Genomic DNA, 12,030 nt, shown 5'->3' on the forward strand with positions numbered 1-12,030 from the left:
ACTATGCCAACTTGTCCTTGCTGCTCCGATAATCTACTCCGCCATGTGCGCGATTCCAGGGTGTACTGGTTTTGCCTGACTTGCCATCAGGAGATGCCGCCCTTTGAGGCATTGATGCAAGCCCATCAGCGAGATATACCGCTCACTCACCGTTCTAAATACCACTCTGGCTAAAACTATGATTCACAGTTTCTATTTTGGCATAGCGCTCACTGATAAAGCTGTTCTTTGCCCAATTACGCTATCAACCTTGTTGATTGGATTCATCTGGGCTGTTATTGTTGCGTTACGCGACGGCATTACGCGACTGCAAAAATTGCATCGTATTCCGTGTGATCGCTGCGTCTACTTTACAGGTTGTCATTACCTGAAATGTACGGTTCATCCCCACAGAGCGCTGACCGAAGAAGCCGTTGACTGCCTCGACTTTGAGCCTGCTCCTACCCGCAAGCCATTCTACAAGTCTAAAAAACGCTGGCTGAAAACTCGTTCTATTCAATCCTAGGGGCTATCGATCTTCTGGTCAATTATGGCTCCCAATGCTGGCAGTGAACCCACGGGAGCGATTGCAACGGTAATCAACGATGTGTTCGGCAACTTTGAGAACTTCAAAACCCAATTCAATGATGCGGGGGCGAAGCACTTTGGTAGCGGTTTTGTTTGGCTGGTTCGCACGGTTGACAACAAGTTCGAGATTATCAGCCAACCGAATCAGGATTGTCCTTGGTCGGATGGTCACTATCCCATTCTGTGCAACGATGTCTGGGAGCATGCCTATTATCTCACCTATCAGAATCGCCGCCCAGAATACCTGAAGCAGTGGTGGAATACGGTGAGCTGGGATGCGGTGAATCAGCGCCTGCAGCAGCAACCCGTTAATTGAATCAGGCAATTGAGTCAGGGTAAAGCCTCTAGCTTCTTTGCCTCACCAGTTGTGGATCGGCTCCCCCCCCTTCTGTAAAGCAGGTTAGGGGGGATCTCAACAGGATTTGCGATTTACTGAGTCTGACTCAGGTTTGATCAACCTTGAAGTATTTTGCTTTTAACATCGCTAAACCATCGGTTGTTACCTGAGCATTTTTACAAATAACCAGTGCCTTAGGTTCGGGTGAATTATCGCCTATAGTTTCGCCTGTAGTTTCAATTTCACCCATCAGGTACTTAGGCATAATCTGGTTGAGCTGTTCGATCAAAACGTCGCGATTGACGGTCTCACCTTCAAAGTCCTCGGCAAAGAAACTAACGTCGTGCGGATCTTCGCCACCATGCTTGACTTTGTTCAGCAGTGTGTAAACGATTTGATCGTTCAACTTATCGGTCGGTGTCATATCCACAGACATGAGTAAACTCCTTGTGATGCAAGTTCTTGATCATGCAAATTGATGCAAGTTATGGATGTAGTCAAAGATTTTTCAGAAAAGCGCTTTAGCTGGAATAGCTCTTGATTCCCTCAAAAGCACCCCGCAAAGCAGCGATGGCATCCTGCGTTCTTGCCCAAACGCCCTGATCTGGATCGCGCCCAGTCAGTTCTCGGGTTCCCAAAATCTCCATAATTCCTTTCAGTTGCTCTTGATGGGCACGGTTGGTGAAGTTCACCTGATTCAACGGCCCGATGGCTTCTTTGACATCTTCACCGGCGACCTGGGCAGCCTTATGCACAATCAACCCGGTCATCACAGCTTGGTGCTTGATTCGTTCGTGCGCAGATACCTTTTGATACAAAGACAGTTTGTCTCCCTGCATTAACTGGTGGACCTGGTCAATGTACTGCCTGATCGTATCTCGTGGCTGGATATTGCCTCCACCAAAGCGACTCAGTACAGTATCAATTGTGCGCAAATTCTCCTGATCATCCTTGAGAAAATCGTTGAACCGCTCTCGAATTTCGTTGTCGCTGCTGACTGCGGGCATCAAGGTTTGTTCAGTTGTAATCAACAATTCCTGAAGTGCTTTCAAATCAGCTAATTCAGTCGCAATGGCCTGCCGCTTATTGTCGTCTAACATTACCATATTGAGTCCTCCATTGATCGAGTGATCGAGTGATCGAGTGATCGAGGTCGTTTGATGTCGATCTCAGCCTCTCACGAAGGACAAGTAAACAAATCACTCTTGAGATATATTTGCATTAGTGTTAAAGTGTTAGGACTTCGTAATGGTCTAAGAGACTGTTTGTAAATGAATTTTAAGAGGCTAGAATCGACTTCCCATCTGATCCTCCCTAACCCTCCTTAAATAAGGAGGGAACCGAGTTAAATCTCTGAAGTCCCCCTTAAAAAGGGGGATTTAGGGGGATCTCAATCTTTGTTTACAAACAAGCTCTAACAAACCGATTCGGGTGCAGATTCTACTTGCCTAGTGGGCTGATTCTTGATGGCTTGAGCAGGTGGAAATGGTATTATTTCTCAAGGCTTTTATTCTCATCCTCAAGCTTCTTGCTCAATTTCTACTTAGGTTAAAGTGTTTGATTCAGGTAGTCACCTGTCTTTGTTCTTATTGCAATTATTCTCATTAATATCAAAAACTTCGGTTGAAAATCCCAATCTGAAACAAGGTGAATTTATGTCTGCTGTACCCGAAACTGCTGTACCTGATGCGATTTGGTTGAATGCCAGTTCCAGTTTACAATGCTTTGCTCAGCCTCTACTTCAGCAGTTAGGCCAGCAAGCTAAGATAATACCGTGGCAGTATCAGCAACAGCTCGATGAAGAGTGTTCTTTAGAAAAGGCAATGCTTTTGCTGCATCAGGATCTCAGCGCTTTTTCTCAGCCTGTTCATTTGATTGGGCATAGCACCAGTGGATTGTTAGGGCTGCTCTACACGCGCCAATACCCTGAGCGGATCAAGTCTCTAACCTTATTGGCGGTTGGAGTTGATATTGCTGTGGACTGGCAGTTTCACTACTACAGGCATCGGCTTCAGGTGAGCCATGACAGGCTTCTGCTAGCAATGGTTTATAACCTATTTGGCTATCAAGCTCAACATCATCTCGACTGTTTGATCCAGCTATTAGAACAAGATTTAACTAGTTCTCTTTCTCTGCATTCATTGTTTCGTCAGGTACATTTGCTGCCCTGTAGAGTGACGGTGCCGCTATTGATTTGTGGTAGCCAGGATGACATTGTTGTAGACACTCAGGCGTTACAGAGCTGGCAATCATTGCTGAAGCAGGGTGATCGGCTGTGGTCGTGTCCAGAGGGTGGGCACTTTTTTCACTTTTTTCAAGCCTCCTTGTTGGCCGAACAAGTTCTCGATTTCTGGCAGCATGCCTGTGCTTCCGCCACCGGCATGGTTAATCCAAATGATCCGAATTTAACTGCTGCAATGGTCTTATAGGCTGATTCTGATACCAAATACTTCAGTGAACGATACGGATGCCGAATCGCCTCCAGCTCCCAATTCCGGGAGAGCCGAGCTACTCAAAGTCCCCCAGAATTGGGGGATTTGGGGGGCCAGGATTTGCATCATATACAAACATATTTGGTATGAGATTGAATTTACCGTAAAAATCTATTCGTAAAATTTTTGTACTTGGCTTGACAAGCGGTCCACTTTGGCAGAGGTTGGAAGTTGGTTCAAAAACTGTTGTGCAAGCTTGTGCAAATTTTGCAAATTTATGTAAGTCTATATCGATATCAGCCCAGCATCTACCCTAGCTCTAGCCGGCTGCTTTACTGCCTTTGGTTTTGATAGCACCTTTCACTGTCGGCAACTGTCTGGTACACAAAATGGCTTTGGATTTGGCATCCTAGTAGCAATACTCAGTCGATCGCAAATTCTAAATTATGTTAGATCCCCCCTACCCCCCTTACTAAAAGGGGGAAGAGGCGCAGCCCATACCAACTAGGGCTTGAAGTCCCCCTTGATCTACGCCGAAGGCTCATCCCCACTGGGGTTTAGGGGAATTATAGCCCTGCGGGCATCTCAGAAAAGGGGATCGTGCTATGCACACGCTGCGCGAACAAACCAACTCTAGTGAGCCAAACAAATTCATTTTCGATCGCCTGAGTATTTGCAAAAAGTGAGCGTCACTTCCGATTGGGTCTGCTGCGTTGCCACTTTTAGCTGAACCTCAGCTTGGCGGCTAGCAACCATCGACTTGTATTTACGAATGCTTTGCTCATTTGTTTTAGCTGATCTGAAATTATGACCACTGTTAAATTTTCTGCCGCTCCTCCGACCCTGATCGAATCTCAGGGCACGGTACTTACCTTTCGGTTTGAGCTTGATCAGGCACCGCCTGCTGGCGGCGTTAGAGTGACCGTCAAGGGCAACGTACCCCAATCCCTGACTCAGCTCGATCTGTTTGCCATCAACGTTGCCGGTGGTGATACACCGGTGGGTGATTTAGACTTTTCTGGGTTTGACTTCACAATCAAAGAAAGGGTCGCCACGATTCGCGTTCCCATTTTTCAAGATAACCAAGCAGAAGGACTGCAAACCGTCACCTATACGCTTCAGCCCGGTTCTGGTTACACCGTTGATCCAAGTGCCCGTTCTGCCACGATTCAATTTGCGGATAATCCTAGCCAGGTTCCCACCCCTAGCCCTTCTCCCAGTCCCTCTCCGAGTCCATCCCCTAGCCCAACCGGCACGATTTTTGGTACCCCAGGAAACGACCGGCTGAGGGGCACCGGCGGCAAGGATGTGATTGACGGTTTAGGAGGCCGCGATCAAATTAGTGGGTTAGGCGGCAACGACCGGCTGCTTGGCAATTTGGGTAACGATACGCTAGTGGGAGGCAACGGTAATGATACGCTGCTTGGCGGCAACGGCAGCGATCGGCTGACTGGCGGCAACGGCCGCGATGTGTTTGCCCTGGAAAAGGGACCCGGTACGGACCGAATTCTTGACTTCAAGGATCGGCAAGATCGGTTAGGATTAACGGCTGGTATCACATTTGGGCAGTTGCGCTTTATTCAGCGAGGCGATAATCTGCTGATCAGGGCGGGCAACGATGCGTTAGCCATTCTGACCGATGTACAGCGCAATCAAATGACCAGAGCCGATTTCACAACGCTTGCCTGAGGTTTTTCTGCCCCAGCCTCTGTTCCCAATCCCATGACCCAGGTTCCTATTACTGAATGTCGCTTTTGTTCACTGGTTTCCCAAGCCAATGGTGAAGATCCAATCGGTTCAGCCCCCGTCACCGACGCTTGCCTCATCGTAGAACTGCCTCAACCCTGGTCAGCTCAGTTGCTGCAATCGACTCCCGAAATTCAGCCGGTACTGGCCCTGATCAAAACCTTGGCCTTAGACGGTATTCGGGTTCGTCCGATTGCGATTGCCCCCGACCGGAGCTATTCTCGACCCGGCTATACTCGCCTGCTGTTCTATGCGCGTCCGTCCGGGAAATTCACCGTCTACAACCAGCAGGAATATCTGCTGCCCCGATCAGACGTGGCTCCCTTAGCCATCGCCTTGCTGCAACAACTGGTCGGGCAGCCCCATATTCTCAAACGCTTTCAGCGCTATCGTCAGGAGAATGGCCCGACGCGGGATCTGCTGGTTTGTACCCACAGTAATGTGGATGCGGCCTGTGCTCGGTTTGGCTTTCCAATCTATGACAAACTGCGGAAACATTACGCTGACCGGAATCTGCGGGTGTGGCGGTGCAGCCATTTTGGTGGACATCAGTATGCCCCCACACTGCTGGACCTACCGGAAGGGCGCTATTGGGGACATCTAGAGCCGGACTTACTGGATGCCCTGGTTTACCGAACGGGAGATTTGGTAAGACTGACGCGCTGCTATCGTGGCTGGGCCGGCTTGGGCAAATTTGAGCAGATTGCCGAGCGAGAAGTTTGGCGGCAGGAAGGTTGGGATTGGCTGACCTATCAACAGCAGGGAATGGTACTACGTTTAGGAGAGAACTGGCTGCGGCGTTGGCTACGCAGGGTGCTGTACTATCTGCCGTCGAAGCGGCTGCGCCTACTCCTGGAACGCTCCAAACAAGATGCCGCTTGGGCCGAGGTGCAAATTGATTATGCGACTCCATCTGGCCAGACTGGCGGCTATCGGGCCAGGGTCGCAATCAGTGGTCAAGTCTTGACGGCAATTCGTTCAGCAGAACCTCTGGAACTGGTGCCCGTGAACCAATACCAAGTCTCTGATCTGGTCAAGCTGGGCTGATGCGGTTGTCAACCCAGGCACTTAGCCTAATTTTCATAACCTAATTTTCACGACTGGTAGCCCAGCCGCCCGAATGGCCTGCTGACAGCGCTCTGGAGAGATATCGCCTGCCACCACCTTTCGCCCTAGCCGATGGGCAATTCCAAGCATATCGGGATCGGGCAACCAGGGGTAGATCACGATCTCTTGAGGCTGGGAAAACAGGGTAATCAGTTGTTCAATCATGCCCGGTTGCAGGGTGGTTTCGGGCAAAATCGTGACGGTTTTGGCTGCCTCCACGAGCCAATCGTGGTCCCAATCTTCGGCGGTGGCGGCTAGGGCAAAGGCCGCTTCTGGAATTAAGCCGTGGAAGTCCGGAGAAGCGGTATCGCCGCAAAAGAGTAAGTGCTGCTGGTCGAGCAGATACCAGCCCGGTTGTAGCCCTGTAGCTGGTTGAGTCGAAGTTGGGCCAATCGGTTCAGCCGTGATGTCGATTGTCGTAGTGGAATTACCTTTAGCCGGATCAGGCTCGCGATGATGAGTGGCGGCACCCTGCCGAATTAACGTCACAATCTCCGGTTTGCGGGCAGTTTCTAGCGGGCTAGCAGCTTCTGCGGCTAGCACCTCGACCGTTGCCTTGCCGGGGCGTTCTCGCTCAATTGTGTCGCGCAACTCTTTGTAGGTAACTTTTTTGCCCGACTTGGCCTGCTGAAGATACTGTTCCCGCAGGTCAGGCGGAGTGGAAGGCGCGGCCAGCAAATACAGTGCCGAGGTGGCGATGTCGATTTGTGCAAGATTTGCACGTTCTTGAAACGTCTCATAGACATTGATGAAGTTATAGGCCGTGCGCCGACTCCAGCCAAACTCTGCCTTCAGCCAAGCATCAAACTGCCCATGCTTGAGCGCTGCCCGTACATCAGCCAACCGCTGTCCAATTTCCCAGATATCCTGAGCCGAACGCTGAAGCCGCTCCCGAATTTCCCCAGTGCGCTGCTGCACGATGGCCCGCGCCGCCTCTGGCAAGACCTGATAATCAAATTGGGTTGTGATCGCTGGGTTATCTGAGTTGCGCTGTTTCTTAACCACCGTTGTTTCCAGGTTGAAAACTACAGGAACTGATTGCCTTGATGCCAGTACTTAATGCCAGTACTTAACGCCAGTACTTAATGCCAGTACTTGATACCAGCAAGTAATGCAGCTAGTGAGTCCGATGAAACTTGGCGAGATCATCAGGAAAGACTATTGAAACTTGCCGCTTGTTTGTCTGAACTATAGCCTAAACGAATTGGGGTTGCCTATTCTAGTCAGAATTCCCAATCAAACAAAAGCTTCATAGTTGGGCAGCGCATAAAAGCGCATAAATAAGTATTGGTAAGTATTTGGAACGCATACAACAGGTCAGCCTAATAAGCCAATGAGCCAGCACAATCATACTGGCTGATCGCGCTCCATGCTCAAGACAGGTTGACAAGTTTAGAGTTTCAGCGTTTCATAATAAATGAGAATTATTACTAACAGTGGCAGAAATGTTGCTACCGTCTTAAGCTTAAGACTAACTTTTGCTTAGAACAGCATCTAAAAGCCCCTGATCCAAGCTTGGCATCAGCCTTACTCAGCCTTACTCAGCCTTACTCAGCCTTACGAAATAGGTAAGCACAATTGACTGCAGACCATCAGTAATCCCTGCCTCCTGCCCCCAATGCCTATTTCCATCCCCCCTGTTGAACCCTACCATGTACACAGATCTCGATCGTGGCTCAATGCAAGGGTTGGATCCCCCTTTTCTGAGATGCCCGCAGGGCTATAATCCCCCTAAACCCCTATGGGGATGCACCTTCGGCATAGATCAATAGGGACTTCAACCCCTGGTTGGTATGGGCTTCGCCTATTCCCCCTTTTGGTAAGGGGGGTGGGGGGATCTTCGACTGGTGTGTACACCGTAGCTGTTGAACCTGAGCGCGAATCAGCTTGAACAACAGCTTTGTCAACTAGCTTTGCAACTAGCTTTGTCAACTGGGTGTACTGAAGCCAAACTTGCTATTAGTAATTCCTTTAAAGACTTGTTTGTAAAAGTTTATTGTTTATAAAAAATTAAATTCAGGGAGAGAATCATGCCCCTCCAATTATTGGCTATAGCAACAGAGTCTTTGTTAGAAATCGATCACATTGTTATTTGCGTTAGCGCCCCCGTCTCAGCCTTTGTCCTCGCTGATTTGGGCTTAGTGAGTTCCAGCCAACCGCTGCGTCGCTTGCAGCAAGGCACTGCCTCGCGCCTGATTTTTTTTGAAAATGTTTATCTAGAGCTGCTCTGGGTCGAAGATGAGCTAGCGGCAGAAATATATGCCATGCAGTCTGGAATTGACTTTTTAGCACGAGCCAACTGGCCGCAAACCCAGGCTTCCCCCTTTAGCATCGCCCTGCGCCCTAGATCCGCAGCCTCCAACCCCGCTCCTACCATCGACTCCCAGCCCTTCATCAATTTTGCGGTAGACAATTGGCGTACTCAGGCAGAACCGCTATGTTTTGTGATTCCAGAGTCTATTTCCCTCGTGGCCTTGCTTGATCCCACTTCGGTGATGCATCAACAGCTATTGGCCCATCCTGCCCAGATTCAGCGGCTCACTAGCACTGCGGTTGGGATCAGCACGACCACTCCGCTGACAGACTCGATGACGCTGCTAGAGCGGGAAGGCGTGATCTCGCTGGAATTACAATCGAAGCCACTGCTGGATCTCACCTTTGATCACCGACGACAAAAGCAAACGCTTGATTTGCATCAATTGGGCATTCCGGCAGTGCTGAACTACTAAAAGTGGATGGTGCCGCCATGCCTGATGATTCCACCAAAGACGTTGCACCCTCGCCCTTCAGCGAACTTGATCATTCTCCTCGGTCGGCAGAGCCAAGCCATTTAGTTCCAGCAGAATTCACCAAACTGCTCTTAGGAGTTGGCCTAGGAATAGCAATCACTCTGGCAGCGACTCACTGGCTCAAACCGGCTGCCAACCGTCCGACGTTAACCTCTGTCAACTCCGCATCGACCGCTGCCACCCCAGTTACCCTTGCCACGGTTACAGTCGCCCCAATTCAGCGCACGCTAGCGGCAACAGGCACCGTAGTGGCGGCTGAAATGCTAGCCATTCTCTCACCAAGCAGCGGTCTGCAAATCGATCAGGTGTTGGTTGAAGAAGGGGATTTGGTAATGCAGGGGCAAGTGCTGGCCGTTTTAGATAGCAAAGTGTTGCAAGCTCAGTTGCGTGAAGCCGAGGCACAGGTACAAGCTGCTGCCGCCAAGTTGGCAGAATTGCAGTCGGGCAGTCGGATCGAAGAAATCAACCGAGCGAGGGCAGAAGTTCGCAGCGCTGAGGCCGCAGTCGCGCGGTCCGAGTCGGACCTAACCCTAGCCAACCAGCGCGTTCTGCGCAATCAAACCCTAGCCCGTGAAGGCGCGATTGCCACCGATCGCCTCGATGAAGTGCTGAATCAAGCTCGCAGTGCCGAGGCTGTCCTATCTCAGGCAAAGGCCACATTGCAGCAGGCCACTCAGCAGTTGAGCGAACTGGAGACAGGCCCGCGCCCTGAAGTGTTGGCCCAAGCCGAAGCGCAGTTGGAAGCGAACCGCCAACGGGTGCAAACCTTGCAAGCCCAGCTTGAGGATACTCAAGTCCTAGCTCCCCGCAGCGGCAAAATTGCCGAACGGCTGGCGCGAGTCGGTGATGTGGCCTCTGGTCAACTGTTTAGCTTAATTGACAATCAGCGGCTGGAACTGCATCTAGAGCTGCCTGAAACCCAGCTCGCTCAGGTCCGGCTTCAGCAAGGCGTCCAGATTACTAGCGATGCCTACCCCAATCTGCGCTTAAGCGGACGAGTCCAAGCCATTGACCCCCTGATTGATCCAAAAACGCGGATGGCGACTGTAGAAGTATCCCTGCCAGATTCGGATCTATTACAACCAGGCATGTTTCTGCGCGGCGCGATTATCACCTCGACTACTCCAGGCATAACTTTGCCCGCTGCGGCAGTGTTGCCCCAACCCGATGGCAGCCATCTTGTCTATCGCCTCAATCCCGATCAGACCGTCACGGCCCAGCCCGTGGAAGTGGGTGAACTGTTGCCGAATCAACAAATTGAAATTAAACAAGGATTGACTAAAAACGACCGGGTGGTTTTGAAGGGAGCGGCCTATCTCAAAGATGGTGATCGGGTTGAGATCAACTAAATGATTCAATTTACTATTCTTTTCAATGTTTTGCTTTTCAATGTTTTGCTTCTCATTATTTTTAGCTTGTTCGACAAAGAGGCGATGCTGGTGAAACGAGAGAACAAGCAGGTTCAAAGTCCTCCAAAATTGGAGGATTTAGGGGGCGTGTGTACACCGTAGCTCAGAATTGGGGGGTGGGGGCGAAATCATACTGAATTCCACACATAGAATTCTTAATATAGATTATCAATAAGATTATCAATAAGCTTCCAGTTCGTTAGAGTGTCAGCAACCAAAATCGCTGCTGCAAATCACAGTATAGAGCCGAGAAACATATCGCTTTGTATGGTTTCTGTAGGGTCTTTGCGTTGTAGAATGCCGCTTTTTCAATGCTTGAGTTAGCAAAACTTTACCTAAATCCCAGTCGGAATATTTGCAATAGTGCCGATTTTGTAGTTTGATTTTATTGAGTAATTTTCTCAATAGCTGCTAAAGACTATCAACATCCCCGGCTCTTGCCATCTAGGCTCTTTCATCTACAACAAAGGAGACGGATCGCGAATGACCACCTCAATTTTTTGGACTCCCCTGTTTCAAGCCTTGGGCTGGACCAGTCTCCAGTCGCAGGATTCGGGTGCACCGCTGCTGGCTGGAAATGCTCGATTTGCCAATCTCTCCGGCAAGTTGCTGGGAGCGCATGTGGCTCATGCTGGGTTGATTGTGCTGTGGGCTGGAGCCATGACGTTGTTTGAACTCTCCCGCTTTGACCCAGCCCAACCCATGTACGAGCAAGGGCTGATTCTGCTGCCCCATCTAGCGGCACTGGGAATTGGCGTAGGAGCAGGTGGGCAAGTTCTGGATACCTATCCCTACTTCGCGATTGGGATGCTGCATCTGGTCAGTTCAGCCGTGCTGGGAGCCGGAGGCATCTATCATGCGGTTCTGGGGCCAGCCAAACTGGATGAAAAAGGGTTTGGCTACCGCTGGGAAGACGGCAACAAAATGACTAGCATTTTAGGCATTCATTTAGTGATTTTAGGCATGGGTGCCCTGCTGTTGGTGTTGAAAGCCACCCGGTTTGGTGGGCTGTATGATCCGCTAGTCGATCAGGTGAGATTAGTGACTCCAAATCTAAATCCGGCCCGCATCTTTGGCTATCTGTTTGGGTTTAGCCCGCAGGGTTGGACAATCACCGGCATGGCTAGTGTGGATAATCTGGAAGACCTCGTTGGTGGGCATGTCTGGGTCGGTTTACTTTGCATTGCTGGCGGTATTTTTCACATTGTCTCTCAGCCGTTAGACTGGGCCAAACGAGTCTTGATCTGGTCTGGTGAAGCCTACCTGTCTTACAGCTTGGCAGCGTTGGCGCTAGCTGGGTTCAGCGTGGCTTGCTTTGTCTCGGTGAATCAAATTGCCTATCCAAGTGTGTTTTATGGTCCCATCGAGGGTGCATCTGTTCGACCGACGTTAGCCAGTGTTCATGCCGCGCTCGGTTTTCTCGCCTTAGTGGGTCATCTCTGGCACGCTTATCGAGCACGTTCTGCGGCGCGTGGCAACGATTATGGCACTTTCTTTGATTTCATTGCTGCCAATCTATCCACAGAATCAACACCTACGTTAGAAGAAGCATTCGCTAGCAGGGCTGCTAATTCCTAATCAATGCATCTCTTCTGACTTATCCCTAAGCGCAGCATTATTCCCCCTACCACAAGCAAAACATC

The 12,030-nt window shown here is 50.2% G+C and carries 12 protein-coding genes; 9 read left to right on the forward strand and 3 right to left on the reverse strand.

Annotated elements, in window-relative coordinates; all coding sequences use genetic code 11:
• The first annotated feature begins 3 nt into the window (after positions 1–3).
• The 3 genes from HJG54_RS28245 to HJG54_RS28255 are packed head-to-tail and all read left to right on the forward strand — an operon-like array spanning position 4 to position 883.
• Entirely contained in the window at positions 4–174 is a 171-nt protein-coding gene (locus HJG54_RS28245) for a hypothetical protein (protein WP_316432588.1), read from the forward strand.
• Positions 175–178: 4 nt separating this feature from the next.
• Positions 179–505, forward strand: coding sequence for a hypothetical protein (locus HJG54_RS28250; protein WP_316432589.1), 327 nt, complete (start codon positions 179–181; stop codon positions 503–505).
• Positions 506–529: 24 nt separating this feature from the next.
• The gene (locus HJG54_RS28255; protein ID WP_316432590.1) at positions 530–883 is read left to right on the forward strand and encodes a superoxide dismutase; all 354 of its coding nucleotides are present in this window, start codon (positions 530–532) and stop codon (positions 881–883) included.
• A gap of 127 nt (positions 884–1,010) precedes the next feature.
• Here the strand turns inward: HJG54_RS28255 and HJG54_RS28260 are convergent, their stop codons facing one another.
• Both HJG54_RS28260 and HJG54_RS28265 read right to left on the reverse strand, forming a co-directional pair.
• A complete protein-coding gene (locus HJG54_RS28260) occupies positions 1,011–1,340 on the reverse strand; it encodes a hypothetical protein (RefSeq protein ID WP_316432591.1) in 330 nt (109 codons plus the stop codon).
• An 85-nt stretch (positions 1,341–1,425) separates the two neighbouring features.
• Positions 1,426–2,010, reverse strand: a complete 585-nt coding sequence (locus HJG54_RS28265) for a hypothetical protein (RefSeq protein WP_316432592.1) — start codon at positions 2,008–2,010, stop codon at positions 1,426–1,428.
• Positions 2,011–2,559: 549 nt separating this feature from the next.
• Between HJG54_RS28265 and HJG54_RS28270 the strand changes: the two genes are divergently transcribed.
• The 3 genes from HJG54_RS28270 to HJG54_RS28280 all read left to right on the forward strand — a co-directional run bounded on the left by HJG54_RS28270 (position 2,560) and on the right by HJG54_RS28280 (position 6,129).
• Positions 2,560–3,333, forward strand: a complete 774-nt coding sequence (locus tag HJG54_RS28270) for an alpha/beta hydrolase (RefSeq protein WP_316432594.1) — start codon at positions 2,560–2,562, stop codon at positions 3,331–3,333.
• An 810-nt stretch (positions 3,334–4,143) separates the two neighbouring features.
• Positions 4,144–5,025 (forward strand): calcium-binding protein, encoded by an 882-nt coding sequence (locus tag HJG54_RS28275; RefSeq protein WP_316432595.1) that lies wholly within the window; start codon positions 4,144–4,146, stop codon positions 5,023–5,025.
• A gap of 33 nt (positions 5,026–5,058) precedes the next feature.
• Positions 5,059–6,129 carry a sucrase ferredoxin gene (locus HJG54_RS28280; RefSeq protein ID WP_316432596.1) on the forward strand — a complete coding sequence of 357 codons (1,071 nt, stop codon included), beginning with the start codon at positions 5,059–5,061 and terminating at the stop codon, positions 6,127–6,129.
• A gap of 33 nt (positions 6,130–6,162) precedes the next feature.
• Here HJG54_RS28280 and HJG54_RS28285 read toward each other — a convergent pair whose 3' ends face one another.
• Positions 6,163–7,194 (reverse strand): DUF3102 domain-containing protein, encoded by a 1,032-nt coding sequence (locus HJG54_RS28285; RefSeq protein ID WP_316432597.1) that lies wholly within the window; start codon positions 7,192–7,194, stop codon positions 6,163–6,165.
• Positions 7,195–8,219: 1,025 nt separating this feature from the next.
• Between HJG54_RS28285 and HJG54_RS28290 the strand changes: the two genes are divergently transcribed.
• The 3 genes from HJG54_RS28290 to HJG54_RS28300 all read left to right on the forward strand — a co-directional run bounded on the left by HJG54_RS28290 (position 8,220) and on the right by HJG54_RS28300 (position 11,965).
• Positions 8,220–8,918 carry a hypothetical protein gene (locus HJG54_RS28290; protein WP_316432598.1) on the forward strand — a complete coding sequence of 233 codons (699 nt, stop codon included), beginning with the start codon at positions 8,220–8,222 and terminating at the stop codon, positions 8,916–8,918.
• Positions 8,919–8,935: 17 nt separating this feature from the next.
• Positions 8,936–10,327, forward strand: a complete 1,392-nt coding sequence (locus HJG54_RS28295; protein ID WP_316432600.1) for an efflux RND transporter periplasmic adaptor subunit — start codon at positions 8,936–8,938, stop codon at positions 10,325–10,327.
• A gap of 543 nt (positions 10,328–10,870) precedes the next feature.
• The gene (locus HJG54_RS28300; RefSeq protein ID WP_316432601.1) at positions 10,871–11,965 is read left to right on the forward strand and encodes a chlorophyll a/b binding light-harvesting protein; all 1,095 of its coding nucleotides are present in this window, start codon (positions 10,871–10,873) and stop codon (positions 11,963–11,965) included.
• The last annotated feature ends 65 nt before the right edge of the window (positions 11,966–12,030 follow it).

Origin of the sequence: Leptolyngbya sp. NK1-12 (genome assembly GCF_032598965.1) — a bacterium.
Lineage (GTDB): Bacteria > Cyanobacteriota > Cyanobacteriia > Elainellales > Elainellaceae > Elainella.

Excerpts from the sequence above, each read along its gene's own strand:
- HJG54_RS28245 (WP_316432588.1), top strand. The coding sequence starts at position 4 with ATGCCAACTTGTCCTTGCTGCTCCGATAATCTACTCCGCCATGTGCGC.
- HJG54_RS28250 (WP_316432589.1), top strand. The coding sequence starts at position 179 with ATGATTCACAGTTTCTATTTTGGCATAGCGCTCACTGATAAAGCTGTT.
- HJG54_RS28255 (WP_316432590.1), top strand. The coding sequence starts at position 530 with ATGGCTCCCAATGCTGGCAGTGAACCCACGGGAGCGATTGCAACGGTA.
- HJG54_RS28260 (WP_316432591.1), bottom strand. The coding sequence starts at position 1,340 with ATGTCTGTGGATATGACACCGACCGATAAGTTGAACGATCAAATCGTT.
- HJG54_RS28265 (WP_316432592.1), bottom strand. The coding sequence starts at position 2,010 with ATGGTAATGTTAGACGACAATAAGCGGCAGGCCATTGCGACTGAATTA.
- HJG54_RS28270 (WP_316432594.1), top strand. The coding sequence starts at position 2,560 with ATGTCTGCTGTACCCGAAACTGCTGTACCTGATGCGATTTGGTTGAAT.
- HJG54_RS28275 (WP_316432595.1), top strand. The coding sequence starts at position 4,144 with ATGACCACTGTTAAATTTTCTGCCGCTCCTCCGACCCTGATCGAATCT.
- HJG54_RS28280 (WP_316432596.1), top strand. The coding sequence starts at position 5,059 with ATGACCCAGGTTCCTATTACTGAATGTCGCTTTTGTTCACTGGTTTCC.
- HJG54_RS28290 (WP_316432598.1), top strand. The coding sequence starts at position 8,220 with ATGCCCCTCCAATTATTGGCTATAGCAACAGAGTCTTTGTTAGAAATC.
- HJG54_RS28295 (WP_316432600.1), top strand. The coding sequence starts at position 8,936 with ATGCCTGATGATTCCACCAAAGACGTTGCACCCTCGCCCTTCAGCGAA.
- HJG54_RS28300 (WP_316432601.1), top strand. The coding sequence starts at position 10,871 with ATGACCACCTCAATTTTTTGGACTCCCCTGTTTCAAGCCTTGGGCTGG.